Raw genomic sequence first — 24,682 nt, 5'->3', positions numbered from 1 at the left:
GGTCACTGTGTCCGCTCGACCGCCGCTTCGATGTCGGCCACGTCGGGGACGACTTCGTTCTCCAGCGGCCGGGAGTACGGAATCGGCACGTCCGGGACGGCGAGACGTTCGACGCTGTCGAGAGCGCCGAGGTTCTCCTCGGCGACGCTGGCGACGATTTCGCCGGTCACGCCGAACGAGCGGTAGTCCTCGTCGACGACGACGAGGTTCCCCGTCTTCTCGACGGACTCGACGACGGTGTCGGTGTCCAGCGGGACCAGCGACCGCAGGTCGACGACTTCCGCGCTGACGCCGTCGTCGGCCAGCGACTCGGCCGCCTCCAGCGCCCGGTGGACGTGCAGGCCGAGGGTGACGATGGTCACGTCGTCGCCCTCGCGTTTTACGTCCGCACTGCCGAAGGGGATGGTGTAGTCCTCCTCCGGGACGGGCGTCTTCGGCCCGTCCGGGGCCGGGAGCCACCCGATGCCCATCAGGCGCTTGTGGAACATGTACATCACCGGGTCGTCGTCGCGGATGGCGTTGTGCATCAGCCCCTTCGCGTCGTAGGCCGTCGACGGCACGACGACTTTCAGCCCGGGCACGTGTGCGAAGGTCCCGTACAGCGTCTGGGAGTGCTGGGCGGCGTCGTTGTAGGTGCCACCGACGGCGGCCGTCAACACGAGCGGAACGCTCACGTTGCCGCCGCTCATGTACGTGTTCTTCGCCATCTGGTTGTATATCTGGTCCATCGCGACGCCGAAGAAGTCGACGAACATCAGTTCGGCGATGGGGCGCATCCCCTCCTGTGCGGCGCCGACGGCCGCGCCGAGGTAGGCCGTCTCGCTGATGGGGACGTCCATGATGCGGTCGTAGCCGAACTCGTCTAAGAGGCCCTGCGTGGAGTCGAAGATGCCGCCGTAGTCGGCGACGTCCTCGCCCATGTAGAACACCTCCTCGTTCTCCCGCATCTCGTGGGCGATGGCTTCGACCATCGCTCTGCTCATGGTCAGTTCGCGTTCGATTACCTTCGAGTGTTCTTTCTGTGCCATCAGTCGTCACCTCCCGCGAGGTCGTACTCCGGTTCGGTGTCTGTCACGCCGCTCGGTGGGTTGACGAACACGTCCTCGTGTGCCGCGCTCGGGTCCGGTTCTGGTTGGTCTTTCGCGAACGCGATGGCGTCCTCGACGCGTTCGTGTGCGTCGTCCCGCAGTTCCTCGATACTCTCCTCGTCGACGCCGTGAGACTGCAGGTCGGCCTCCAGTCGGGCGATGCTGTCTCGCTCGGCCGCCGCTTCCTGGTCCTCCTCCGGGCGATAGCTCTCGGGGTCGCCCATGAAGTGGCCCATCCGCCGGTGGACCTGCACCTCCATCAGTGTCGGCCCGTTCCGGTCGCGGGCGCGGCCGATGGCTTCCTTCGCGGCGTCGTAGATAGCGACGGCGTCGTCGTGGTCGACGCGGACGCCCGGCATGTCGAACCCACCGGCCCGCTGGGCCCCGTTCTCGACGTCGGTGACGCGACCCTTGGGCATACTGATGGCCCAGTCGTTGTCTTCGACGACGAAGACGACCGGCAGGTCGTGGACCGCCGCGAAGTTCAGCGACTCGAGGAACGCCCCCTGGTCGATGGCGCCCTCGCCGAGGTAGGCGACGGCGACGCTGTCTGTGTTGCGCTTCTTCGCGGCGAGTCCCGCGCCGGCCGCGGGCGGACACCCCTCCGCGATGATGCCGCTACACGCGAACCCCACGTCGGGGTCGAACAGGTGCATGTGGCCGCCCTTCCCCTTTCCGAGGCCCGTCTCCCGACCGAATATCTCGGCGGTCATCCGTTCGAGGTCGACGCCCTTCGCGATGGCGACGTGGTGGGGCCGGTGGGGTGCCGTCACCGTGTCGTCGTCCCGGAGGTGCTGGCAGACGCCCGCGGCCGAGGCTTCGTGCCCGGCGGCGAGGTGCAGTTCCCCGGGAATCGGCCCCGCCGAGATGTCGAACGCCGGTTGTTTCCCCTCCAGATACTCCTCCTGCAACCGCTCTTCGTAATGGCGGGCCGTCACCATGTCGACGTACATCTCTCGCAGTTCGTTAACTGATACCATGGAAGTCCACCGTGAAGGTTAGATTGAATTACACATAACGCTAGGGGCCCGACCGAACGGCGTCTCTGACGGGCCGGAAACCGCTCGGTCAGCGGACCGATTCGAGCAACTGTCTCTGTGGCCACCTCTCTCCCATCGGTCACTATCAGCCGCTCGAACATTGGATTTCGACCACGGCGTCCGCTCCCTCGTCGACGCCGTCGCCGAGGGCCCTACGGCGACTTTCGGTGGTCGGTCAGATGTATCAGATTAACTGTCAATGTCTGACGTAAGTTTATGACGATAGCGTGGCTGGCATTGTGATATGTGCGGCAACCGCGTCGAGGAACTAGAAGAGCAGGTTCAGGAACTGCAGGCTTCCGTCGAGGGGCTGACCGACGAACTCGTCGAGTGTAAAGTTCGCCTCCGCGAACTCGAGAACACCGTCGACGAGGACAGCGGGTTCGGGGCCGACGCCCACAAGGGCGACGCCCAGAACGACGCCGCAGCACCCGAGCAATCGACGACCAACGAAGACGAGATTCTGGCCCCAGAGGCCGACACACCTAACACGGAGGCCACCGACGACACCGACAAGGAGGCCGAGGCCGCGTCCGAGTCGGAGTCCGAGGAGGACTCCGGCTCCGACATCATCGTCGCGTAGGAGACGGCCAACGACCGTATGCATATCAAAGAGCTCGTCCTCGACAACTTCAAGAGCTTCGGGCGGAAGACTCGCATCCCGTTCTACGAAGATTTCACTACCATCAGCGGCCCGAACGGCTCTGGGAAGTCGAACATCATCGACGCCGTCCTGTTCGCACTCGGACTGGCCCGGACGTCGGGCATCCGCGCCGAGAAACTCACCGACCTCATCTACAACCCCGGCCACGCCGACGAGGACGTCGACGTCTCGGGCGACCGGCAGGCCAGCGTCGAGGTCATCCTCGCCAACGAGGACCGGACCCTCGAACGCGCACAGGTCGTCAACGCCGCCGGCACCGAGGACGTCGGCGACGTCGACGAGATAGCTATCAAGCGTCGGGTGAAAGAGACCGAGGACAACTACTACTCGTACTACTACATCAACGGCCGCTCGGTCAACCTCTCGGACATCCAGGACTTGCTCGCGCAGGCGGGCGTGACGCCCGAGGGGTACAACGTCGTCATGCAGGGCGACGTCACCGAGATAATCAACATGACGCCGGGGTCTCGTCGAGAGATTATCGACGAGATAGCCGGCGTCGCCCAGTTCGACCAGAAGAAGGCCGACGCCTTCGAGGAACTGGAAGTCGTCGAGGAGCGCATCGACGAGGCGGAACTCCGCATCGAGGAGAAACAGACCCGTCTCGACCAACTCGAAGACGAACGCGAGACGGCACTGGAGTACCAGTCGCTCCGCGAGGAGAAAGAGGAGTACGAAGGCTACCGCAAGGCCGCCGAACTCGAAGACAAGCGCGCGGAACTCGACGCCGTCGAGGACCGCATCGCCGAGCTGGAGGCCGAACTCGCCGACCTGCAGGAGGAACTGGACGCCCGACAGGGCAAGGTCGTCCGGCTGGAGGACGAACTCCACGAACTCAATCAGGAGATAGAGCGCAAGGGCGAGGACGAACAACTCGCCATCAAGCGCGACATCGAGGAAATAAAGGGCGACATCTCGCGCCTCGAAGACAAGATAGAGACGGCCGAGGAGGCCGTCGAGAGCGCTGAGAACGAACGCCGACAGGCGTTCGTCCAGATAGACCGCAAGCAGGAGACCATCGACGACCTCGAGTCGGACATCCGCGAGACGAAAGTCGAGAAGTCCAACGTCAAGGCCGACGTCGCGAGCAAGGAGAGTGACCTCGCCGACGTCCAGCAGCGCATCGACGACATCGGCGAGGAGTTCGAGGAGATAAAGGACGAACTCGAGACGAAGCGGGACCGCCTCGAACAGCTCAAGAGCGAGCGCAACGACCTCCAGCGAGAGCAGGACCGCCTGCTGGACGAGGCCCGTCGGCGCTCCAACGAGGAGGACGAGAAGCGGGCGGCCATCGAGGAGGCCGAGGCGACGATTCCGGACCTCGAAGCCGACATCGAGGACCTAGAGTCCGAACTGGCGAAGGCCGAGAAGAACAAGGCCACAATCGGCGAGGTGGTCGACGACCTGCGTGCCGAGAAGCGGGAACTCCAGTCGGACTTGGACGACCTCGAAGACGAGATAAGCGCCAAACAGCAGGAGTACGCCCAACTCGAAGCGAAGGCCGGCGAGGACGGCGACTCCTCGTACGGCCGCGCGGTGACGGCCATCCTGAACGCCGACCGCGAGGGGGTCCACGGCACCGTCGGACAGTTGGGTGGCGTCGACCCAGAGTACGCCACGGCCTGTGAGACGGCGGCCGGCGGGCGACTCGCCCACGTCGTCGTGGACGACGACGGCGTCGGACAGTCCTGTATCGAGTACCTCAAAGCCCGCAACGCCGGGCGAGCGACGTTCCTGCCCATCACGCAGATGCAGAACCGCTCGCTCCCGTCGCTGCCCAGCGCCGACGGCGTGGTCGACTTCGCGTACAACCTCGTGGACTTCGACCCGGAGTACGCGGGCATCTTCTCGTACGTCCTCGGTGATACGGTCGTCGTCGACAGCATGGACACCGCACGCGACCTGATGGGCGACTACCGCATGGTGACGCTGGACGGCGACCTCGTCGAGAAGTCGGGCGCCATGACCGGGGGGTCCTCCTCGGGGACTCGCTACTCCTTCTCCGGCGGGGCCGGGAAACTCGAACGGGTCGCACAGCGCATCAACGAACTCGAAGACGAACGCGCGGACGTGCGCGACGACCTGCGAGACGTCGAGGACCGACTCGACGACGCCCGCGACCGCGAGTCCGACGCGACCGAACAGGTCCGTGACATCGAGACGAGCATCGAGCGCAAGGAGACCCAACTCGAAGAGACTCGCGAGCGCATCGACTCGCTCGAAGCCGACCTCGAAGACATCGCGGCCGACCGCGAGGCCGTCGCCGACGAGATGGACGAACTGGAGGCCGATATCGAGGCCAAGAACGAGGCCATCGCGGAGGTCGAGGCAGACATCGACGAACTGGAGACGGAGGTGCAGGACTCGGACCTGCCGGACCTCACCGACGAACGCGAGGCCATCGAGAGCGAGATAGACACGCTGGAGGACCGACTCGACGACCTCGACGCCCAACTCAACGAACTCCAACTGGAGAAGCAGTACGCCGAGGACGCCATCGAGGACCTCCACGACGACATCGAGGCCGCCCAGAACCGCAAGGCCGAGAAGGAAGAGCGCATCGCCGACCTAGAGGAACAGGTCGAGGCCAAGCAGGAACTGAAAGCCGAGAAAGAGCAGGAGGTCGCCGAGCTAGAGGACGAACTCGCCGACCTCAAGAGCGAGCGCGAGGACCTGCGCGAGGACCTGCAGGACGCGAAGGAGGCCCGCGACGAACAGCAGTCGAAGGTCACCGACGTGGAACGCGACCTCGAAGACGAGACGGAGGAACGCGAACGGCTGGAGTGGGAGATAGACGAACTCGAAGCGCAGGTCGGCGACTACGACCCCGAGGACGTCCCCGACCACGACACCGTCGAGGCCGAAATCGAACGTCTGACTGCCGAGATGGAGGCCCTAGAGCCGGTCAACATGCGCGCTATCGAGGAGTACGACCGCGTGGCCGACGACCTCGCAGACCTCGAAGACCAGAAGGAGACGCTGGTCGAGGAGGCCGAAGGCATCCGCGACCGCATCGACGCCTACGAGGCCCGCAAGAAGGAGACGTTCATGGAGTCGTTCGACGAGATAAACGACCAGTTCCAGGACATCTTCGAGCGCCTCTCCAGCGGGACCGGGCACCTCCACCTGGAGAACGAGGACGACCCCTTCGAGGGCGGCCTGACGATGAAGGCCCAACCCGGCGACAAGCCCATCCAGCGGCTGGCGGCGATGTCGGGCGGCGAGAAGTCCCTGACTGCGCTGGCGTTCATCTTCGCCATCCAGCGGCACAACCCCGCGCCGTTCTACGCGCTGGACGAGGTGGACGCCTTCCTCGACGCCGCGAACGCCGACCTCGTCGGCGAGATGGTCGACGAACTCGCCGGCGACGCGCAGTTCGTCGTCGTCTCGCACCGCTCGGCCCTGCTCGAACGCTCGGAACGCGCTATCGGCGTGATGATGCAGGGCGACAACGTGAGCGCCGTGACCGGTATCGACCTCTCGGGCGAGGGGCCGGACGACGAAGAGGAGGCGGTGGTGAGCGATGACTAGCGAGGGGCCGACCGAGCAACGCGAGGGAGGGCCCTCGGGAACGCGAGCGGTGGGAACCGCGAGCGAGCGGGCTGATTCGTCGACGGCGCACCGCTATGGGGGGCCCTCGGGAACGCGAGCGGTGAGAACCGCGAGCGAGGTGGTGTACCGCCATGACTGACGACGACATCCCACTGGACATCACGGGACACGAAGACCGCGAGCCGCCACGCGGCTCGAGGCAGCCCCGCGGGGAGGGGACCGACCCGCAAGACCGCGAACGCCCCGACGACTCGGCGTCGTCGCTGTTCGGGGACGACGCGGACGACCCCGAGGAAACCGAGGGCGACACCCCCGAGGACGTCGAGTTACTGAACGAGACCGGAAGCGAGGGCGACGAGGACGACGACGTCGCCGAACCCGTCGAGGTGCTGGTCCAACTGGCCGACGACGGCGAGATAGACCCGTGGGACATCGACGTGGTCGAGGTCACCGACAAGTTCCTCGCCCGCATCGACGAGGGTGACCTCCGCACCGGCGGACGGGCGCTGTTCTACGCCTCCGTCCTCGTCCGGATGAAGAGCGACGCGATGCTCGGCGAGGACGAACAGGAGGACCCGCCGGCAGAGCCGTGGGAGCAGGCGATGACCGAGGACGCCCCCATCGAGGAGCCGGACCCCTTCTCGGCGCTGGAGTCCGAGATGGACCGCCGACTCGAACGCCGTCGGGCCCGCGGGATGCCCCAGACGCTGGACGAACTCGTTCGCGACCTGCGCGACGCCGAGCGGGACTCGTGGTGGAAGGAGTCCCGCGAGTACGACACCAGCGGGTCGCCCAGCGGGTTCCAGCGCGGGACTCAGGAACTGGACTACCGGAGCGCCGACGACATGCGGATGGACGACGAGCCGTCGGCCGCCGACGTGACCGGCACCGCCCACGCCGAGCAGATAGACGACATCATCGACGACGTGTACGCGGCGGTCCGCGAGCAGTACGACCAGGGGCGCGACGAGGTACTGTACAAGGAGGTCGAACACGCGGGCGGGTCGCGTGTCGAGACGTTCCTCGGACTGCTGTTTCTGGCTCATCGGGGACAGGTCGTGCTCCAGCAAGACGACGTGTTCGGCGACCTCTGGATACAGGACCCCAACGCGGTGAGCGGGTCCGAGGAAGCGCTGGCCGACTGACCGGCGGCCGAGCGACGCCCAGCGTCGGTCAGGGTGGCAAACAGGTTCAAACGGGTCGAGTCCCTACTGTGGACAATGGCACAGCAGTCGTTGCCGACGGAGCTCCCGGACCCCGAGCGACTCGCCGACGCCTTCCACGTCTACGAAGTGGACGCCAGCGCGGAGGACGGCGTGCGCTACTACGGCGAGCCACAGACGGAGTCCGAGCAGGTCCTCCAGCGGGTCGGGCCGACGTTCCGACAGCGCGGGTATCGCGTCCGCCTCCAGCGCGAGATGGGCGAACACGTCCTCGTCGCGAGCGAGCGCTCGCTGGGCGTCGACGGCGTCCCGTGGACGAACGTCCTGCTGGCGGTGGCGACGCTGCTCTCGACGCTGTACGCCGGGAGCCGGTGGTACGGCCTCTCGGTCGTCGAGGACCCGGCCGCCATCGTACAGGCGTGGCCGTTCGCGGCCGCCGTCCTCGGCATCCTCGCTATCCACGAGTTCGGCCACTACGCCCTCTCCCGGTACCACGAGGTGCAGGCCAGTCTGCCGTACTTCATCCCGTTGCCGTTCAACGTCATCGGGACGCTCGGGGCCGTCATCCGGATGAACGACAACATGCCCGACCGGGAGGCGCTGTTCGACATCGGCGTCGCCGGTCCGCTCGCCGGACTGATAGCGACGATAGCGGTGACGGCTATCGGCGTGACGCTCGACCCCATCCGGGTCACCGGCGGCGTCGCCGCCCAGATAGAGCTCGGCTACCCGCTGCTGATTCGGGGTATCGCGGCGCTCATGGGCGAACAGGTCGTCTACGCGGACCCGGCCGTCATCCCGAACCCCGTCGTCATCGGGGCGTGGGTCGGCGCGTTCGTCACCTTCCTGAACCTCCTGCCCGTGGGGCAACTCGACGGCGCACACGTCACCCGGTCGTTGCTCGGCGAGCGGATGTCGGCCGTCCAGACGGCCGTGCCCGTCGCGCTGTTCGGACTGGCGGGCTACCTCTTCGTCTTCGAGAACGGCGACGCGGCGGCGCTGTGGGGGTTCTGGGGCGTGCTGACGCTCCTCTTCAGCCGCGCCGGCTCGGTGACGCCGCTGGACGAGACGGCCCTCGGGCCGAAACGACAGGCGATAGGCGTGCTGACGCTGGTCCTCGGCCTGCTGTGTTTCGTCCCCGTCCCCATCACTATCTCGCTGTAACTCAGATGCCGTAGGGGTCGTACGTCGGCCGGGAATCTCCCGCCGGGTCGACGTCGTACCGGTCGTGCCACTCGGTCAGCACCGCGTCGGCGTCCTCGCCGAAGAGGACGACCACGCCGAAGGGGCGCGAGTAGCGGTCGGCGTCGGGTGGGTCGGGGTCGAGAAAGAGCGCGTGGCTCGCGGACCCACCGACGACCGGTAGCACCGAGAGCGGCCCCTCCAGCGGGACGAGACCGGTGAGGACGCTCGGGACGAACGACCCACCGGGGAGTGGCTCGCGGGGCTGGACGTGCAGTTCCGCGACCGGGTCGCCGTCCTCCTCGACGACGCTACTGCTCGGGTGTGTCTGTCCCGCCGACCAGAGTTCTTCGGCGAGGGCGGGCATCTCGACGTCGACGGCGAAGGACATCCCGACGCCGCCGACTCGCTCCAGCGACTGGATGGACCACGCTTCCTCGGGGTCGTCCGCGTCGCCGGCCAGCGTCGCCTCCACGAGGTCACCGGTCTGCAGCGAGTCGATGCGCGCCTGTCGCTCGCCGTAGCCCGACTGGTACACCGTGTACAGTCGCGTCGCGTCCGTATCGAAGAAGTTGATGTGCGGGACGGACTCGACGACCCGAAAGACCCGGAACCGACCCGTGCGCTGCTCCATGGGGACACTATCGGCCGGGCCGGTAAGACTCCGGGGGTTACGACGTGACCAGTCGGAGCCACGCGGTCAGGCAGTCGTCGCTGCAGTAGTGGTGGGTCTGGCGCCTGCCAGCGGCCGTGTCGCGGACGCGGGCGACGACGTGCCACCGGTCGTCGTAGACGTAGCCCCGACACCCCGCGCAGTCCCGCACCGTCTCGTCGTCGGGCAGACGGCCGACAGAGACGTCGTCGACGTAGTAGTGGCCGCCGATGTGGTACGGCGTCGGGAGTTCCATCTTGGCTCCCCGTCGGGGCTGGACGGGGATGTCCGTTGTGGGGCCCGGCCGGGGAAACACGAAATAGGCGTGGGTGCGAACACTGCCGCATGAGCGAGTCAGCAGGCGTCCCCGAACCGGACTTCGAGGAACTCCGTGCGGCGGTCGAGCGCCTCCTCGACGAGACGGTCGACCGGGAGGACGCGCTGGCGGTGTCAGTCGAGAATCTGGAGGTAGACGTGCCGATACGGTTCGGCGACGACGCGCCGCGCGCCCGGTGGCGGTTCGACGGCGACGTGACCATCACCGTCGACGGTATCCGACAGCCGCTCCGGGAGTGGATAGAACTCCACGAGGAACGCACCGTCGAACCGCCGAGCGACGACTAGAACGACTCGACGTGCGGGCGCAGGTCGAGTTCGAGCGTCCACGCCGAGCGGTCCTGCTCGACCAGATGCCAGTACGACGCCGCTATCTCGTCGGGGTCGAGGTACTCCTCGGCGTCGCGGTCGGCGGCGGGAGCGTCCGGGCCGAGAATCTGGCCGTCGACGACGACGTGTGCGACGTGGATACCCTCTCGTCCGAGTTCCCGGGCCATCGACTCGGCCATCCCGCGGACGGCGAACTTCGCGGCGCTGAAGCCGATAGCGCCCCCACGACCGCGGACCCCGGAGGTCGCGCCGGTGAAGACGACCGTCCCGCCGTCGTTCTCGAGCATGTCCGAGACGACCTCCCGCGAACAGTAGAGGCCGCCCATCGGCCCCACGTCGAGTGCGTGGGCGAACTCGTCGTCGGAGATCTCCCGGACGCCCTTCCACGCGCCGCCGCTGGCGTGGTTGACGAGGACGTCTACGGGGCCGAACGCGTCCCGCACTCGCTCGAACCCCTCGGCGACGGCCTCCGGGTCGGTGACGTCCGTCGGGACGGCGATAGCGTGCTCCCCGAGGTCGTCGGCGAGGTCGGTGACGTACTCCTCCGAACGTGCGAAGAGGCCGACGTTGCAGCCCTCGTCGACGAATCGACGGGCGAGCGATGCTCCGAGTCCGGGGCCGACACCGGCGACGACGGCAGTCCGTGGCATACGGTCCCGGACGCGCCCCGCGTCGAAGAACCTGTTGGACGCGAAACTGTTTCGGTCGTCCCGGCCGAACGGCCGTGTATGTCTCACGACTCCTGTGCGACTGACGACCCGGAGCGGGCGGCCGAACGGTCGGCGACGGTCGGCGGGTTCCTCGGCGCGGTGGTCGGGGCCGGCGCCGGACCGCTGGGGGCCGGTATCGGCGGCCTCGTCGGCGGGTCGACGGGGTACGCCGTCGGCTACGGACTGGCCGAGGCGGCCTGCGAGGCAGACCTCGACTCGGTGAACATCCCCGTCGAGGAGGACGCCGAAGGGGCCTGACGCCTCCCGCCGGCGAACTGTTGGCTCTGGAGAAAGAACTATGTCCGAGGGCGTCGTATGGTAACAGTGACCATGACTCCGACGAAGATACGCGAGCGCCTCGAAGAGTCGGAGGGCCGCGTCGACACCGAGAAACTCGTCTCCGCGCTGGAGTACGTGCGTGACGACGGCCGCCGCCGTCACTGAGAGTCGATTCGCGCCGCAGAACGGCCCGTTCTAGCCGTCGGTCAGTCGCCAGCCGTCGTCGGTAGCGACGGCTACGTCCCGGCGCACCATCTCGGCCATCACCTCGTCGAACCGGTCTGGCTGGGCTATCTCCATCGCCGTGTGACTCACGTCGTGGTACTCCCGGAGGAGCGCACGGACGTCGTCTTCGGTGTGGACCTGCTGGTCGCCCTTCTCCATGACGCCGGCGACGAGTTCTATCATGTCCTCGACGAAGTTCCACGGGTAGACGACCCACGCCCACTCGTCCAACCGCTCGCCGACGAACTCGGGTTCGTGGTCGCTGGTCTGGAGCAACTGGAGCGTGGCGGTGCGGACGCTGTTCGGCTCCCGGTCGCGCACGCACTCGGCGGCCGTCTCGATGGACTGGCCGGTGTCGGCGATGTCGTCGACGACGAGGACGTCTTTCCCCTCGACGGCGCCGTCGGCCAGCGGGTACCGCACCTCCGGTTCGTCGCCCTGCTGGGCGGTGCCGACGTAGTGTTCGACCTTCAGGCTCGCGAGGTCGTCGAGGCCGAGGAAGTCACACAGACAGCGGCCGGCGAACCAGCCGCCGCGCGCGAGCGCGACGACCACGTCGGGTTCGAAGTCGGCGGCCTTCACGTCGTCGGCCACGTCACGGCACAGCCCGTAGATGTACTCCCAGTTGGTGATGGTACACGGGAACTCCTCCGGTAACTCGCCCATACAGAGGTGGCGTGGACGGGCGGCCTTAACGGTTTCAGAACGTGTACGCGAGCATCACCTCGTCGACGCGCTTCTCGCCGAGCAGGTAGTGCTTCTCCCGGACCGCCTCGCGCTCCCAGCCGTGCCGTTCGAGGAACGTGATGGCGTTGCCGTTCGTGCGTGCGAGGCTGTTGTACACCTTCCAGTAGCCGTGGGTCTCCGCCCAGTCCAGCGCCCGGTCCAGCAGGCGCTCGCCGATGCCGTAGCCGCGGTAGTCCCGGCGCACGCCGAGCGTCAGTTCCGCGGTCCCCTGCAGTTTCTCCGTCTGTGGCAGTGTGAGGTGTGACCACCCGACGATGTAGCCGTCGACGGTGGCGACGAAGAACAGGCGCGACCAGACGGTGTTGTGTCGCGTCACGGTGTCCTCGTACTGTAACTCCTCGACGAGGTTCTCACCGATGACGTACGTCTGCCGGTCCGTGACGGTCCGAATCGTGTCGACGAGCGACTCGAAGTCCTCCTCGCGGGCCGGCCGGACGACGTACGTGAAGTCCGGTGTCTCGTACTCCGTCTCGGTCCCGGCGTCCAGTCCGAGTTCCACGGTCCCGTCCTGCCGTTCGACGTACCCGCGGGTCTGGAGATAGTCGAGACGCTCGTCGAACTCGTCGTCGGAGACGTCGACGGCGTCTCGCACCTCGTCTACCGAGGGGGCGCCGTGCCGGTCCACGAACTGGTAGATGCGCCTGTCCGACTCGGTTTCGAACGCGAGCGGTTCCAGTACCGTCATACGTGTTATACTTCGCAGAGGGGGCGCTTAATCGTTCGTCGTTTGTTACCACCTAGCGCGGCTGTAACCGCGCCGGGTAGCACGAACTGTTATCCGCGGGGTGCCACAACACGGTGCCATGGAGACGCGACAGGCCTTGCTCGTCGACGCGTTCGCCGCGGAACCGATGGCGGGCAACCCGGCCGGGGTGGTGCCGGACGCGGACGGACTGACCGACGACCAGATGCAGGCTATCGCCGGCGAACTGGGTGCCAGCGAGACGGCGTTCGTCCTCGACAGCGAGGACGCCGACCGCCGCCTCCGCTACTTCACGCCAGACCAGGAGGTAGACCTCTGTGGACACGCGACTATCGCGGCCCACGCCGCACTCTTCGAACGCGGCACTGTCGAGACGGGCCAGCACACGATGGCGACCGAACGGGGCGTCCTCGACGTGGAGACGAAAGCGGACGGGACGGTGTGGATGGAACAGGGAGAGGCCGACATCCGCGAGGTCGACTGTTCGCTCGACGACGTGGCCGACGCCGTCGGCGTCGACGTGGCGACGCTACAGGACGTGGGTGCCGACCTGCCGCTTGCCGTCGGCGACACCGGGTTCCCGTGGCTACTGGTCCCGGTCAACTACTTCCAGCATCTCAGCGGCGCCGACCCCGACCCGTCGGCCATCGAGTCGCTGTGCGAAGCGGTCGACGCGATGGGGGTGTACGCGTTCACCTTCGACACCATCGACGGCCAGTCGACGCTCCACGGGCGGGCGTTCGCGCCCCGGGCCGGCATCACGGAAGACCCGGTGACCGGCACCGCCGCCGGGGCGTGCGGGGCGTACATCCGTCGCTACGGGGCTCTCGACAGCACCGTCGAACAGATCGTCGTCGAACAGGGCCACTTCCTCGACCGGCCGGGCACGGTACAGGTCGACACCGACGGGACGGCGGTGTGGGTCGGCGGACGGGCCGTCACGACGCTCGACGGGTCGCTCACGGTCCCCGACGCCGACGAGGACGACGAGATTCTCGAAGTGTAGTTCGCTCAGTTCCGAGTGAACGACCCACCGTTGATGCCGCCACCGGAAGGACCATAATAGTCGTTAGTGAATCACTAGGCGAGTCAATGCCTACATTGTGGCTCGACGAGATCGGTGCCGACGACCTAGAGCGGGTCGGCGGCAAGGCGGCGTCTCTCGGAGAACTGACCGCGGCGGGACTGCCTGTCCCGTCGGCGTTCGTCGTCACTGCCGACACGTACCGGTCGTTCATCGAAGCAACCGGTATCGACGACGAACTGTTCTCGGTGGTCGACGTCGACAGTGACGATTCACACGCCCTCGCGGAGGCGGCAGAGCGGGCACAGGAACTCATCCTCGACACCGACGCGCCCGAGTCGGTTCGGGAGGACCTGCTCGCGGCCTACGACGAGATGGGTGACGAAGACGTGGCGGTGCGGTCCTCGGCGACGGCCGAGGACCTGCCCGACGCCTCCTTCGCCGGCCAGCAGGACACCTACCTCAACGTCTCGCGGGCGGACCTCCTCCGGCGAGTCAAGGAGTGCTGGGCGTCGCTGTTCACCCAGCGGGCCATCTACTACCGGAACGAGCAGGGGTTCGACCACGACATGGTGGACATCGCCGTCGTCGTCCAGCAGATGGTCGACGCCGAGAAGTCCGGCGTCATGTTCACCAGCCACCCCTCGACCGGCGCGAACACGGCCATCCTCGAAGCCGCGTGGGGCCTCGGCGAAGCGGTCGTCTCCGGTGCCGTCTCGCCCGACAACTACGTCGTCGACCGCGAGACCGAGGAGATAGAGGAAGTCACCGTCGCCGACAAGAAGGTGATGTGCGTCCGCGGCGAGGACGGCGAGACGGTCGAGCGGTCGGTGCCCGAGGAGAAGCGCACCGAACGCGTCCTCTCCGCCGAGGAGATTCACCGCCTCGTCGAAATCGGCGAACGCGTCGAGGACCACTACGGCACCCCACAGGACGTCGAGTGGGCCATCTACGAGGGCGAGGTGTACGTCCTCCAGTCCCGGCCGATAACGACCATCGACGAGGGCGTCGACGCCGGGGCGTCCGGCGAGAGCGCGGGGAGCGCCGGCGTCGCCGACGGCGGGTCGATGGAGGGCCAGAGCGAGGACGTGCGCCTCTCCGGCATCGGGTCCAGTCCCGGGCGCGTGACCGGCGAGGTCCGCATCGTGACGAAACTGGACAACCTCGACAAGGTCGAGGAGGGCGACGTCATCGTCACGGAGATGACCACGCCCGACATGGTGCCGGCGATGAAACGCGCCGCCGGCATCGTCACGGACCAGGGCGGGATGACGAGTCACGCGGCCATCGTCTCGCGCGAACTCGGCGTGCCCGCCGTCGTCGGGGCCGACGACGCCACCGAACGCCTCCGCGACGGGCAGATAGTCACCATCGACGGGGACATGGGCACCGTCGAACAGGGTACCGAGATAGACGAGGCCGACGACGAGGACCCAGAACCGGCCGCCCCGGACGTCGACCAGCAACACTCGCCGGTCAAGCCGATGACCGGCACCGAGGTGAAGGTCAACGTCTCGATTCCGGAGGCCGCGGAGCGGGCCGCCGCGACTGGCGCCGACGGCGTCGGGTTGCTCCGCATCGAGCACATGATTCTCTCGACGGACAAGACGCCGGCCCGCTACGTCGAGGACCACGGCGAACGGGCCTACATCGAGGAGATAGTCGAGGGCGTCCGGAGCGTCGCCGAGGCGTTCTACCCGCGGCCGGTACGCGTCCGCACCCTCGACGCCCCCTCCGACGAGTTCCGGCAGTTGCAGGGCGGCGAGGACGAACCCAGCGAGCACAACCCGATGCTGGGGTATCGGGGCATCCGGCGCTCGCTGGACCGCCCCGGCGAGTTCAAACTCGAACTCAGGGCGTTCGAGCGCCTCTACGAACTCGGCTACGACAACGTCGAACTGATGCTCCCGCTGGTGACCGACGCCGAGGACGTCCTCCGTGCGAAGTCGCTGATGCGGGAGGTCGGCCTCGACCCCGAGAAGCGCGACTGGGGCGTGATGGTCGAGACGCCGGCCAGCGCGCTGTGCATCGAGGACCTGTGTGAGACCGGACTGGACTTCGTCTCGTTCGGGACGAACGACCTCACCCAGTACACGCTGGCGGTCGACCGCAACAACGGCAACGTCGCCGACCGCTTCGACGAACTCCACCCCGCCGTGCTGGACCTGATGGGACAGGTCATCGGCACCTGCCGCGACTACGACGTGGCCACGAGTATCTGTGGACAGGCCGCCTCGAAACCGGAGATGGTCCAGTTCCTCGTCGACGAGGGCGTCACCTCTATCTCCGCGAACATCGACGCCGTGCGCGACGTCCAGCACGAGGTCAAGCGGGTCGAGCAGCGCCTCCTGCTCGAATCCGTCCGCTGACAGCGACGTCGACGGACGCCAGATTTTTTGCGGTTCCCGTCCTGCGACGGGTATGTCTCGGCCATCGACGGCGGAAGCCAAGAGCATCAGCGAGGGAGTCTCGTACATTCCCTTCGGTATCCCCGGCCTCGACGGGAACGTCCGCGGGATTCCGACGGGCAGTACGGTGTTGCTCGCCGGCGCGGCCGACGCCGGTGGCGACGCGTTCACGTACACGAGTCTGGCGACGCTGATGCTCGCGAAACACGACCCGGACCTCGTCCCGGGCGGTATCGCGCGGCGGCGGGACACGATTCCGGAGTCGGTCACCTACATCACGCTCTCGAACGACCGCGACCACGTCTACAGCGAACTCGACGCCGTCCTCGACGGCTACCAGTTCGACACGCTGACGGACAACCTCACCGTCGCCGACTTCTCTCAGCGGTTCATGGAACTGCTCCCGGTGCCGCCGGCGCTGTTCGACGCACGACGGAGCGACAGCGACGTCGAGGAACCAGCGGGGGACGCCCCTCGCTCCGGAACTGCCGACGACGAGACGTTCGCGGACCTGCTGAACGATATCAGCGAACGCATCACCGACGCCGACGACGACGTCGTCGTCGTCGACTCGCTCACCGACCTCGAACGCGCCCGGCAGTTCGGCCTCTCGCAGGGCCGCGTGACCGCGTTCCTCATCGGTCTGCGAGAGGCCGTGGTCAACTGGGGGAACGTCGCCTACGTCAAGCTCGACCGGCAAGCCAGCGCCGTGCGTGCGGACGAGCAGATACACGGCCTGCTCCACGGCGCGGTGTACTTCTACTCGAACGACAAGGGGTTCGAGACGTACCGGACGATGCGGGTCGGGTCGTTCGGCGGCGCCCTCGACACGGAGCGACAGACCGTCTTCGAGTCACAGGTGGGGCCGACGGGGTTCCGGACCAAAGCGACAAAGAAGATCGGCCCGTCGAACTGGTGAGCCGAGCGACGGCGACGTGACGCTCGGCCGAACAAAACGGCTAAACCGCTCGCACTCGTGCCTCCCGATAGAATGCTTCAGCGGGCCGAGCCACAGGAGTTCGACCGGGTGCTCTCCTCGATGTGTACCGTCCCCCACCCCGCGGCCCGCGACGCGGCCGAACGCTTCCTCGCGACCAACCCCGGCGACCCAGGAACCTACGAGACGGTCGCCGAACTCGAAGCCGAGGCCGTCGACTATCTCGGCGAGGTGACCGGCCTGTCGGACCCGGCGGGCTACGTCGCCTCCGGCGGCACCGAGGCCAACGTACAGGCCGTCCGCATCGCCCGTAACCGCGCCGACACCGACGACCCCAACGTCGTCGCACCGGTCCACGCGCACTTCTCGTTCACCAAAGCCGCGGACGTGCTGGGCGTCGAGTTGCGGACGGCACCGGCCGAGGACTACCGCGTGAACCTCGCGGCGATGGCCGAGCTGATAGACGACGACACCGTCTGCGTCGTCGGCGTCGCCGGGTCGACGGAGTACGGCTACGTCGACCCCATCCCCGACATCGCCGCGCTGGCCCACGAGGCCGACGCGCTCTGTCACGTCGACGCCGCGTGGGGCGGGTTCTACCTCCCCTTCACCGACCACGACTGGCACTTCGGCCACGCCGAGGTGGACACGATGACTATCGACCCGCACAAGGTCGGGCAGGCCGCGGTGCCTGCCGGCGGATTGCTCGCCCGCGATGAGACGCTACTGGACGAACTGGCCGTCGAGACGCCCTACCTCGAATCGACGAGTCAGTTGACGCTGACGGGCACGCGGTCGGGTGCCGGCGTCGCGTCGGCCGTCGCCGCGATGGAGGCGCTGTGGCCCGCCGGCTACCGCGAGCAGTACGAGCGCTCGATGGCGAACGCCGACTGGCTGGCCGACCAGTTGCGCGCCCGCGGGCACGACGTCGTCGACCCCGAACTCCCCCTCGTCGCCGCCGACCTCTCGGTGCCGATGACCGACGAATTGCGTGACCGCGGCTGGCGCGTCTCGAAGACGGGTGCCGGCGAGATGCGCGTCGTCTGTATGCCCCACGTCAACCGGTCGATGCTCCGGTCGTTCGTGGCGGACTTAGACTGGTACTGAGCGCGCGCCCTCCCGAGCCCCCGATTCTGTCAGCCCATCGACGGCTCGCTCCCCACGTCTCCGGAGCGCACATACCAAGCTTTAGGACCCCGTATGGGTAATCGGCGAGTGTGGATTCGGTAGCCCCGCTCCCGGTGTTGATTGCGCTAGTCGGCGAGTGTTCGACAGGGTCAGCCCTCTCACCGTTAGAGGAGGCCGTCTGCACCGCCACCGGACCGACGGGGCTCGCCATCATCGCCGTCTACTCGTTCCTCATCGCCTTCATCCTCCCCCTGCCGAGCGAAGTCGTCCTCGTCCCGGCCGAGACGCTTCGACTCGGCTTCTCGACGACGGGGAACCTCGCGGCCATCATCGTCGTCAGCGCGTTCGGCAAGGCTGTCGGGAGCCTCTTCGCATTCCACATCGGACAGGAGGCCAAGGAGTACGGCCCGCTCGTCCGGTGGATTCAGCGCTCCCGGTTCGACATCATCTCGTGGTCCGAGAAGAAGACCATCAAACTCGCCAAACGGTACGGCTACGTCGGCCTCGCGCTGGCGCTCTGTGTCCCGTTCTTCCCCGACACGCTCTCCATCTACGCGTTCACCGTCTTAGAGGAGGACTACCTCCGCTTCGGGGCGGCCACCTTCGCCGGGAGCGCCGGGCGACTGCTCTTCACGCTCGGACTGGCGAGTGGGACGCTGGCGTTGCTGTGAGACGGCTGGCTGCCGCCGGCGGGGACCCGTCCCGACCCGACGTACCGGCCTCAGTCAGGCCCGTCCGCGCGGACCTCGGCCCCCGGCGCGTTCTCGACGACGCTCCGCATGCCTTTCCGGGCGTTGTGCTTGCGGGTGTACCCCTCGCCGCTGGTAGCGATGACGTTCCCGTTCCGGTGGCGGAGCCGCCAGCGCCACTCGTCGGCCCGGTCCCGGAACAGTTCGAACCGTGCCAGCGACCCCGTCCCGCCGGCGGCACCGACCGCGACGCCGTCCCCGTCCGTGGCGTCCGGCGACTCCGCACGCTCGACCGTGGCTCCGTCAGTTCCCTCGTCGACCGACGCCGCTGACCGTCCGTCGGACGGGGACGCGGCCGTGTCGTCCTCCCCGTCAGCGTCGACGGCGTCACGCGCTCCCGCCGCCGGGTTCGGCCACTCAAGTTCTACCTCCAGGCTCACGCCGTCGTCGTCCATTTCGACCTCCAGTTCGACGGTCAGCTCCGCGGGCGTGTCGACGGTGACTGCCTCCGGTCCGTCGCCCAACCGGACGGTGCCCTCGCGGACTCCGTCGGCGACGCCGGTCAGGAGCGCTGCGGCCTCCGCTCGGGTGGTCGTCAGTTCGACTTCGTACTCGTCGCTCGGTGACATGGCCGGCAGTACAGCCGCGACTGTCGTAAAGGGAGGACCTCCCGGACGGCGCTCGCCGACCTGCTACGTCCGCCGTCGGCCGTCCGACCGCCGCCGGAAACCAACCCCCTTTTGACCCGCCGGCGGTTCACGAACAGGTATGAGCCACGACGAGTTCCCGACAGAGCAGCCAGCGGTGGTGACCTGCGGGTTGCCGTACGCGAACGGCGACCTGCACGTCGGCCACCTGCGGACCTACGTCGACGGGGACGCCCTCTCGCGGGCCCTGCGACGTCTCGGCCAGCAGACCGCCTTCGTCTGCGGGTCCGACATGCACGGCACGCCCGTCGCCGTCAACGCCGCCGAGGCGGGCGTCGAACCGCGCGAGTTCGCCATGCAGTACCACGAGACGTACGCCGAGACGTTCCCGCAGTTCAACGTCGAGTTCGACAACTACGGCCACACCGACGACGAGACCAACACCGAACTCACACAGGAGTTCGTCCGGTCGTGGGTCGACAACGACCACGTCCACGAGAAGGAGATTCAGGTCGCGTGGGACACCGAGGAAGACCAGCCACTCCCCGACCGCTTCGTCGAGGGCACCTGCCCGTACTGCGGCGAACAGGCCCGCGGCGACGAGTGTGACGAGGGCTGTCAGCGCCACCTCGAACCCGGCGAGATAGAGGACCCCGTCAGCACCATCACCGGCAACCCCGCCGAGTACCGGACCCGCGAACACAAGTTCCTCCGTCTGGCGGACTTCCAGGAATACTTACAGGGCTTCCTCGACCGCGTGGAAGGCACCGACAACGCCCAGAACCAGCCCCGCGAGTGGATAGAGGGCGAACTGCAGGACCTCTGTATCACGCGGGACATGGACTGGGGTATCGACTACCCCGGAGAGGAGGGTGAGGCGGAGGACCTCGTCCTGTACGTCTGGGTCGACGCCCCCATCGAGTACGTCGCCTCCACCAAGCAGTACTCCGAACGGGTCGGCACCGACGAGTACGACTGGGAGCAGGTCTGGAAGGTCGACGGCGAGGCCCAGCACGGCACCCAGTGGGACGACGAGTGGAGCGAGGACAGCGGCGAGATAATCCACGTCATCGGCCGCGACATCATCCAGCACCACGCCGTCTTCTGGCCCGCCATGCTCCGCGGCGCGGGCTACAACGAGCCACGGACCATCCTCGCCACCGGGTTCGTCGGTATCGACGGCAACGCCCTCTCGACCTCCCGGAACCGGGCGGTGTGGGCCGACGAGTACTTAGACGCCGGCTTCCACCCCGACCTGTTCCGGTACTACATCGCCACCGGCGCGGGCTTAGAGACGGACGTGGACTTCTCGTGGGACCGCTTCCAGGAGCGCGTCAACGGCGAACTCGTCGGCAACGTCGGCAACTTCATCTACCGCTCGCTGCTGTTCGCCGAGCGCAACTACGACGGCACGCCCGACGCCGACGTGAGCGAGGACGTGCGCGACCGCATCGACGACGCGCTGGACGACTTCGCGGCCGCCGTGCGCGACTACGACGTGCGGACGCTCGCCGACGTCGCCATCGACCTCTCGAACTACGGCAACGAGTACATCCAGCGCAACGAGCCGTGGAACCTCGTCGACGACGACCCCGAGCGAGCGGAGCAGGTCATCCGGGACTGCGTCCAGTTGACGAAGGCCGTCGCCGTCGTCATGCAACCGGTCCTGCCGGGCAAGGCCGAACGGCTCTGGGGGCAGTTGGGCGAGGAGGGCTCCGTCGCGGACGTCTCGCTCGACACCGCGCTGGAAGCACCGCCGAGCGAGTTCGACGACCCCGACGAACTGTTCGAACAGGTCGAAGACGACCACATCGAGGAGTTGAACGCGGAACTGCAGGCACGTATCGAGGAGGCGAACGAGGACGACGAGAGCGACGACGCGGACGAGGGCGACGACGGTGGGGCGGCTGCCGACCTCGAACCGCTCGTCTCCGAGCGCATCGGCTTCGAGGACTTCGAGGGCGTCGATATGCGGGTCGGCGAAATCGTCTCGGCCGACCCGGTCGACGGCGCGGACAAACTCCTCGAACTCCACGTGGACATCGGCCACGAGGTCCGACAGGTCGTCGCCGGCCTCGCCGAACTCCACGACGTCGACGACCTGCCGGGGACGCGGGTCATCCTGCTCGCCAACATGGAGACGGCCGAACTGTTCGGCATCGAGTCCAACGGGATGGTCCTCGCGGCGGGCGACGAGGCGGACCTGCTGACCACCCACGAGGACGCGCCACTCGGGACGCGCGTCCAGTAATCTCCGTCCCTTTTTGTAGCAGACACGCATACGTGGTGGCATATGGCTGCTGACGGGTCTGACGACGACCGGGTCGCCGAGTCGAGCGACGATTTCGTCGAGACGTACGAGTTCGCGACGGAGGCCGACGTCATCGACACGACGGCCGACGCCGACGAGGACACGCAGGAGGGCGCCGTCGCGGGGTCGTTCGCGCCGGACGTCGAAGTGACGCCGGGGACGCCGACGCTGGAGAACACCCTGTTCGTCGCTCTCGGCGTGTACCTCTCGACGCTGGTCCTCGGCCAGATGGTGGCCGGACCGGGCATCTACGCGCCGACGACGCTCGCCACGGTTACCGCCGCCGTCGTGGTGGGGACGGCCGTCTGTTACGCGCTCCTCACTCGGACCGACCCCGACACTTAATCCCGCGCCCGCCCTACACTCGGGTATGGTAGTCCCCCTGGTCTCCCTCTCTCTCGCGCCCGCCCAGGTCGACCCACTGTTCAGTCTGTCGCTCTCGCTGTTGTTGTTCCTCGCCGGGGCCGGCCTCGTCGTCGCGGAGGCCCTCGCACCGGGGACGCACTTCTTCGTCCTCGGCATCGCGCTATTGACCGCCGGCCTCGTCGGTCTGTTCATCCCGGCGAGTCTGGGCATCCTCGCGCCGATTATCCTCGCCGCCGTCGTCCTCGCCACGACGGCGGCGACCCTGTGGGGGTACCGGAAACTCGACTTCGCCGCCCCGGGACGGGGGCAGACGCTCTCGTCGAGTTCCCTGCAGGGGCAGTTCGGTACCGTCACCGAGCGCGTCACGAAGAACTCCGGCGAGGTGAAACTGGAGGACGGCGGCTTCAACCCCTACTATCAGGCCCGGAGCGTCGACGGCGTCATCGAGGAAGGCGCCGAGGTGATGGTCGTCGACCCCGGTGGCGGCAACGTCATCACCGTCGAGGCCGTCGGCGGGACCGACGACGACATCGACCGGGCGCTGGAGCGCGACCGGGAGAGCGAGCCGGAGCGCGACACCGAGTCCGAGCGGGCGTAACTGTGCGAACCGTCAGTATGTGACACAGGCACCGAAGGCTTTTCTTTCAGCGTCCCGGAGTCTCAACCGTTATGTTCCCCGCGCTAGTGCCGCTGCAAATCGGGGGAATCATCGGTTTCGTCACGGTGATTTTCCTCCTCTTGGCCATCGCGCTGGTGTACTCCAGCGTCGTCATCATCCGCCCGTACCAGAAAGGTGCCTACACCGTCCTCGGGACCTATCGTGGCATCCTCGACCAGGGGATTCACTTCATCTACCCCTTCGTCTCGGACGTCACACGGTTCGACATGCGGACCCAGACGCTCGACGTGCCACGGCAGGAGGCCATCACCCGCGACAACTCGCCGGTGACCGCCGACGCCGTCGTCTACATCAAGGTGATGGACCCGAAGAAAGCGTTCCTCGAAGTCGACAACTACGAGCGCGCCGTCTCGAACCTCGCCCAGACCACGCTCCGTGCGGTGCTGGGCGACATGGAACTGGACGACACGCTGAACAAGCGACAGGAGATAAACGCCCGTATCCGGAAGGAACTGGACGAACCCACCGACGAGTGGGGTGTCCGGGTCGAGTCCGTCGAGGTCCGTGAGGTCAACCCCTCGAAGGACGTCCAGCAGGCCATGGAGCAACAGACCTCCGCCGAGCGGAAACGCCGTGCCATGATTCTCGAAGCGCAGGGTGAGCGCCGCTCCGCCATCGAGACGGCGGAAGGTGACAAGCAGTCCAACATCATCCGCGCACAGGGTGAGAAGCAGAGCCAGATTCTGGAGGCACAGGGTGACGCCATCTCGACGGTCCTGCGCGCGAAGTCCGCCGAGTCGATGGGCGAACGCGCCGTCATCGACAAGGGAATGGAGACGCTCGCCGAAATCGGCGGGTCCGAGTCGACGACGTTCATCCTCCCGCAGGAACTCACGTCGCTCGTGGGCCGCTACGGCAAGCACCTGCAGGGGTCGGACGTCAAGGAGAACGGCCACGTCCTCGACGCACTGGACTTCGACGAGGAGACCCGCGAGATGCTCGGACTGGACGACATCGAGGAGATTCTCGGCCAGATAGACGAGGAGGCCGAAGTCGACGTCGAAGCCATGGAGCAGGAAGCCCAGAAGATAAAACACGGCGAGGACTCGGGCGTCGACAGCGCCGACGAAGTCATCGAGCAGATGGACGCCGAAATCGACGGCGAGAAGACCGACGTCGCCGGCGGCCCGGACGACACGACGGGCGAGGAACAATAGGCGTAGCCGAAGACGTTTTGTAGCAGAATCGCTTCTCCCCGTGTATGACACGGGACGGTGGCGTCGACGAGGACAAGCGCGCGACGTTGCGCCGCTTCGCCGCCCTCGGCGCTGCCAGCCCCTTCGTCCGGTTCACCGACGACGGGAGCGACAGCGACGCGCCGGACGCCATCGCCGGCTACGTCTCGGCCCATCCGGGCACTCACTTCTCGAAACTGCGCGACGACCTGCAACTGGGCACCGGCGAGGCCCAGCACCACCTCCACCGCCTCGAGAACGAGGGCGTCGTCGCCTCCCAGAAGGACGGTGACTACCGGCGGTACTTCCCGGCCGACCAGTTCACCGAGTTCGAGCAGACGACACTGGGCTACCTCCGACGGGCGACGCCGCGCGGGATGCTCGTCACCATGCTCCGGGACCCGACGGTGACCGCCTCGGAACTGGCAGCCACGCTCGACGTCTCCCGACCGACCATCAGCAACTACGCCGCCGACCTCGAATCGGCGGGGCTCCTCTCGCGCGAGGACGGCTACGCCGTCACCGAACCGGAGACGATTCTGACGCTGCTCGTTCGGTACGCGGACTCGTTCGGCGGCGACGCGGTCGAACTGGCGAGCGAGGCCGACTCGCTGTTCCGCTACGACCCGTAGCGGTCGCTCGCCGGG

General features: G+C 67.2%; 25 protein-coding genes. 17 read left to right on the top strand and 8 right to left on the bottom strand.

The window, feature by feature from the left end; all coding sequences use genetic code 11:
- Window positions 1-2 precede the first annotated feature (2 nt).
- Together EGH21_RS02705 and EGH21_RS02700 are read right to left on the bottom strand one after the other, a co-directional pair.
- Window positions 3-1,028 (bottom strand): alpha-ketoacid dehydrogenase subunit beta, encoded by a 1,026-nt coding sequence (locus tag EGH21_RS02705; RefSeq protein ID WP_220616931.1) that lies wholly within the window; start codon window positions 1,026-1,028, stop codon window positions 3-5.
- Window positions 1,028-2,041, bottom strand: coding sequence for a thiamine pyrophosphate-dependent dehydrogenase E1 component subunit alpha (locus tag EGH21_RS02700; protein ID WP_220617294.1), 1,014 nt, complete (start codon window positions 2,039-2,041; stop codon window positions 1,028-1,030). Before EGH21_RS02700 ends, EGH21_RS02705 begins: the two co-directional genes overlap by 1 nt.
- Before the next feature lie 331 nt (window positions 2,042-2,372).
- Here EGH21_RS02700 and EGH21_RS02695 point away from each other — a divergent pair, with 331 nt between their 5' ends.
- From EGH21_RS02695 to EGH21_RS02680, 4 genes are all read left to right on the top strand, one after another.
- Complete coding sequence (locus EGH21_RS02695; protein ID WP_220616930.1) at window positions 2,373-2,711, top strand: DUF7518 family protein; 339 nt, start codon at window positions 2,373-2,375, stop codon at window positions 2,709-2,711.
- Window positions 2,712-2,729: 18 nt separating this feature from the next.
- On the top strand, window positions 2,730-6,323 hold the full coding sequence (smc, locus tag EGH21_RS02690; RefSeq protein WP_220616929.1) for a chromosome segregation protein SMC: 3,594 nt from the start codon (window positions 2,730-2,732) through the stop codon (window positions 6,321-6,323).
- A gap of 152 nt (window positions 6,324-6,475) precedes the next feature.
- Entirely contained in the window at window positions 6,476-7,489 is a 1,014-nt protein-coding gene (locus EGH21_RS02685) for a segregation/condensation protein A (protein ID WP_220616928.1), read from the top strand.
- 75 nt (window positions 7,490-7,564) lie between these two features.
- Window positions 7,565-8,671, top strand: coding sequence for a site-2 protease family protein (locus tag EGH21_RS02680; RefSeq protein WP_220616927.1), 1,107 nt, complete (start codon window positions 7,565-7,567; stop codon window positions 8,669-8,671).
- Window position 8,672: 1 nt separating this feature from the next.
- On the opposite strand, the gene EGH21_RS02675 is transcribed toward EGH21_RS02680, so the two are convergent.
- Window positions 8,673-9,323, bottom strand: a complete 651-nt coding sequence (locus EGH21_RS02675; protein WP_220616926.1) for a hypothetical protein — start codon at window positions 9,321-9,323, stop codon at window positions 8,673-8,675.
- 37 nt (window positions 9,324-9,360) lie between these two features.
- Entirely contained in the window at window positions 9,361-9,597 is a 237-nt protein-coding gene (locus EGH21_RS02670) for a DUF7576 family protein (protein ID WP_220616925.1), read from the bottom strand.
- Window positions 9,598-9,686: 89 nt separating this feature from the next.
- On the opposite strand from EGH21_RS02670, the gene EGH21_RS02665 reads away from it, so the two are divergent.
- Entirely contained in the window at window positions 9,687-9,965 is a 279-nt protein-coding gene (locus EGH21_RS02665) for a hypothetical protein (RefSeq protein ID WP_220616924.1), read from the top strand.
- On the opposite strand, the gene EGH21_RS02660 is transcribed toward EGH21_RS02665, so the two are convergent.
- A complete protein-coding gene (locus EGH21_RS02660; protein WP_220616923.1) occupies window positions 9,962-10,657 on the bottom strand; it encodes an SDR family NAD(P)-dependent oxidoreductase in 696 nt (231 codons plus the stop codon). The genes EGH21_RS02665 and EGH21_RS02660 overlap by 4 nt on opposite strands.
- A gap of 78 nt (window positions 10,658-10,735) precedes the next feature.
- Here EGH21_RS02660 and EGH21_RS02655 point away from each other — a divergent pair, with 78 nt between their 5' ends.
- Together EGH21_RS02655 and EGH21_RS24360 are read left to right on the top strand one after the other, a co-directional pair.
- Entirely contained in the window at window positions 10,736-10,975 is a 240-nt protein-coding gene (locus tag EGH21_RS02655) for a hypothetical protein (RefSeq protein ID WP_220616922.1), read from the top strand.
- A 57-nt stretch (window positions 10,976-11,032) separates the two neighbouring features.
- Window positions 11,033-11,161: a hypothetical protein gene (locus tag EGH21_RS24360; RefSeq protein ID WP_268899043.1), complete on the top strand. Its 129-nt coding sequence runs from the start codon at window positions 11,033-11,035 to the stop codon at window positions 11,159-11,161.
- Window positions 11,162-11,191: 30 nt separating this feature from the next.
- Here the strand turns inward: EGH21_RS24360 and EGH21_RS02650 are convergent, their stop codons facing one another.
- The gene (locus EGH21_RS02650; RefSeq protein ID WP_220616921.1) at window positions 11,192-11,887 is read right to left on the bottom strand and encodes a phosphoribosyltransferase; all 696 of its coding nucleotides are present in this window, start codon (window positions 11,885-11,887) and stop codon (window positions 11,192-11,194) included.
- Between the two features lie 34 nt (window positions 11,888-11,921).
- Window positions 11,922-12,653 carry a GNAT family N-acetyltransferase gene (locus EGH21_RS02645; RefSeq protein WP_220616920.1) on the bottom strand — a complete coding sequence of 244 codons (732 nt, stop codon included), beginning with the start codon at window positions 12,651-12,653 and terminating at the stop codon, window positions 11,922-11,924.
- Between the two features lie 118 nt (window positions 12,654-12,771).
- Between EGH21_RS02645 and EGH21_RS02640 the strand changes: the two genes are divergently transcribed.
- The 5 genes from EGH21_RS02640 (at window position 12,772) to EGH21_RS02620 (ending at window position 18,839) form a co-directional block, all read left to right on the top strand.
- A complete protein-coding gene (locus EGH21_RS02640) occupies window positions 12,772-13,677 on the top strand; it encodes a PhzF family phenazine biosynthesis protein (RefSeq protein WP_220616919.1) in 906 nt (301 codons plus the stop codon).
- Between the two features lie 86 nt (window positions 13,678-13,763).
- On the top strand, window positions 13,764-16,064 hold the full coding sequence (gene ppsA, locus EGH21_RS02635) for a phosphoenolpyruvate synthase (protein ID WP_220616918.1): 2,301 nt from the start codon (window positions 13,764-13,766) through the stop codon (window positions 16,062-16,064).
- Window positions 16,065-16,116: 52 nt separating this feature from the next.
- Window positions 16,117-17,022: a chemotaxis protein CheY gene (locus tag EGH21_RS02630; protein WP_220616917.1), complete on the top strand. Its 906-nt coding sequence runs from the start codon at window positions 16,117-16,119 to the stop codon at window positions 17,020-17,022.
- Between the two features lie 72 nt (window positions 17,023-17,094).
- Window positions 17,095-18,147 (top strand): tyrosine decarboxylase MfnA, encoded by a 1,053-nt coding sequence (mfnA, locus tag EGH21_RS02625; RefSeq protein WP_220616916.1) that lies wholly within the window; start codon window positions 17,095-17,097, stop codon window positions 18,145-18,147.
- A gap of 110 nt (window positions 18,148-18,257) precedes the next feature.
- Window positions 18,258-18,839: a YqaA family protein gene (locus EGH21_RS02620; protein ID WP_220616915.1), complete on the top strand. Its 582-nt coding sequence runs from the start codon at window positions 18,258-18,260 to the stop codon at window positions 18,837-18,839.
- A 50-nt stretch (window positions 18,840-18,889) separates the two neighbouring features.
- Here the strand turns inward: EGH21_RS02620 and EGH21_RS02615 are convergent, their stop codons facing one another.
- On the bottom strand, window positions 18,890-19,486 hold the full coding sequence (locus EGH21_RS02615; RefSeq protein ID WP_220616914.1) for an HVO_2922 family protein: 597 nt from the start codon (window positions 19,484-19,486) through the stop codon (window positions 18,890-18,892).
- Between the two features lie 139 nt (window positions 19,487-19,625).
- Between EGH21_RS02615 and metG the strand changes: the two genes are divergently transcribed.
- The 5 genes from metG (at window position 19,626) to EGH21_RS02590 (ending at window position 24,667) form a co-directional block, all read left to right on the top strand.
- Complete coding sequence (metG, locus tag EGH21_RS02610) at window positions 19,626-21,755, top strand: methionine--tRNA ligase (protein ID WP_220616913.1); 2,130 nt, start codon at window positions 19,626-19,628, stop codon at window positions 21,753-21,755.
- Between the two features lie 42 nt (window positions 21,756-21,797).
- Entirely contained in the window at window positions 21,798-22,160 is a 363-nt protein-coding gene (locus EGH21_RS02605) for a DUF7312 domain-containing protein (protein ID WP_220616912.1), read from the top strand.
- Between the two features lie 25 nt (window positions 22,161-22,185).
- Complete coding sequence (locus tag EGH21_RS02600) at window positions 22,186-22,779, top strand: NfeD family protein (protein WP_220616911.1); 594 nt, start codon at window positions 22,186-22,188, stop codon at window positions 22,777-22,779.
- 71 nt (window positions 22,780-22,850) lie between these two features.
- A complete protein-coding gene (locus EGH21_RS02595) occupies window positions 22,851-24,017 on the top strand; it encodes an SPFH domain-containing protein (RefSeq protein WP_220616910.1) in 1,167 nt (388 codons plus the stop codon).
- 44 nt (window positions 24,018-24,061) lie between these two features.
- Window positions 24,062-24,667: a winged helix-turn-helix transcriptional regulator gene (locus tag EGH21_RS02590; RefSeq protein ID WP_220616909.1), complete on the top strand. Its 606-nt coding sequence runs from the start codon at window positions 24,062-24,064 to the stop codon at window positions 24,665-24,667.
- The last annotated feature ends 15 nt before the right edge of the window (window positions 24,668-24,682 follow it).

It is taken from the genome of Haloarcula rubra (assembly GCF_019599465.1).
GTDB lineage: Archaea > Halobacteriota > Halobacteria > Halobacteriales > Haloarculaceae > Haloarcula > Haloarcula rubra.
The sequence above is the reverse complement of the archived record's forward strand: the minus strand, read 5'-3'. Positions and strand labels throughout refer to the sequence as shown.

Bases quoted from the DNA above. Each gene is read 5' to 3' on its own strand.
- EGH21_RS02705 (WP_220616931.1), bottom strand. From the start codon at position 1,028: ATGGCACAGAAAGAACACTCGAAGGTAATCGAACGCGAACTGACCATG.
- EGH21_RS02700 (WP_220617294.1), bottom strand. From the start codon at position 2,041: ATGTACGTCGACATGGTGACGGCCCGCCATTACGAAGAGCGGTTGCAG.
- EGH21_RS02695 (WP_220616930.1), top strand. From the start codon at position 2,373: ATGTGCGGCAACCGCGTCGAGGAACTAGAAGAGCAGGTTCAGGAACTG.
- smc (WP_220616929.1), top strand. From the start codon at position 2,730: ATGCATATCAAAGAGCTCGTCCTCGACAACTTCAAGAGCTTCGGGCGG.
- EGH21_RS02685 (WP_220616928.1), top strand. From the start codon at position 6,476: ATGACTGACGACGACATCCCACTGGACATCACGGGACACGAAGACCGC.
- EGH21_RS02680 (WP_220616927.1), top strand. From the start codon at position 7,565: ATGGCACAGCAGTCGTTGCCGACGGAGCTCCCGGACCCCGAGCGACTC.
- EGH21_RS02675 (WP_220616926.1), bottom strand. From the start codon at position 9,323: ATGGAGCAGCGCACGGGTCGGTTCCGGGTCTTTCGGGTCGTCGAGTCC.
- EGH21_RS02670 (WP_220616925.1), bottom strand. From the start codon at position 9,597: ATGGAACTCCCGACGCCGTACCACATCGGCGGCCACTACTACGTCGAC.
- EGH21_RS02665 (WP_220616924.1), top strand. From the start codon at position 9,687: ATGAGCGAGTCAGCAGGCGTCCCCGAACCGGACTTCGAGGAACTCCGT.
- EGH21_RS02660 (WP_220616923.1), bottom strand. From the start codon at position 10,657: ATGCCACGGACTGCCGTCGTCGCCGGTGTCGGCCCCGGACTCGGAGCA.
- EGH21_RS02655 (WP_220616922.1), top strand. From the start codon at position 10,736: ATGTCTCACGACTCCTGTGCGACTGACGACCCGGAGCGGGCGGCCGAA.
- EGH21_RS24360 (WP_268899043.1), top strand. From the start codon at position 11,033: ATGGTAACAGTGACCATGACTCCGACGAAGATACGCGAGCGCCTCGAA.
- EGH21_RS02650 (WP_220616921.1), bottom strand. From the start codon at position 11,887: ATGGGCGAGTTACCGGAGGAGTTCCCGTGTACCATCACCAACTGGGAG.
- EGH21_RS02645 (WP_220616920.1), bottom strand. From the start codon at position 12,653: ATGACGGTACTGGAACCGCTCGCGTTCGAAACCGAGTCGGACAGGCGC.
- EGH21_RS02640 (WP_220616919.1), top strand. From the start codon at position 12,772: ATGGAGACGCGACAGGCCTTGCTCGTCGACGCGTTCGCCGCGGAACCG.
- ppsA (WP_220616918.1), top strand. From the start codon at position 13,764: ATGCCTACATTGTGGCTCGACGAGATCGGTGCCGACGACCTAGAGCGG.
- EGH21_RS02630 (WP_220616917.1), top strand. From the start codon at position 16,117: ATGTCTCGGCCATCGACGGCGGAAGCCAAGAGCATCAGCGAGGGAGTC.
- mfnA (WP_220616916.1), top strand. From the start codon at position 17,095: ATGCTTCAGCGGGCCGAGCCACAGGAGTTCGACCGGGTGCTCTCCTCG.
- EGH21_RS02615 (WP_220616914.1), bottom strand. From the start codon at position 19,486: ATGTCACCGAGCGACGAGTACGAAGTCGAACTGACGACCACCCGAGCG.
- metG (WP_220616913.1), top strand. From the start codon at position 19,626: ATGAGCCACGACGAGTTCCCGACAGAGCAGCCAGCGGTGGTGACCTGC.
- EGH21_RS02605 (WP_220616912.1), top strand. From the start codon at position 21,798: ATGGCTGCTGACGGGTCTGACGACGACCGGGTCGCCGAGTCGAGCGAC.
- EGH21_RS02600 (WP_220616911.1), top strand. From the start codon at position 22,186: ATGGTAGTCCCCCTGGTCTCCCTCTCTCTCGCGCCCGCCCAGGTCGAC.
- EGH21_RS02595 (WP_220616910.1), top strand. From the start codon at position 22,851: ATGTTCCCCGCGCTAGTGCCGCTGCAAATCGGGGGAATCATCGGTTTC.
- EGH21_RS02590 (WP_220616909.1), top strand. From the start codon at position 24,062: ATGACACGGGACGGTGGCGTCGACGAGGACAAGCGCGCGACGTTGCGC.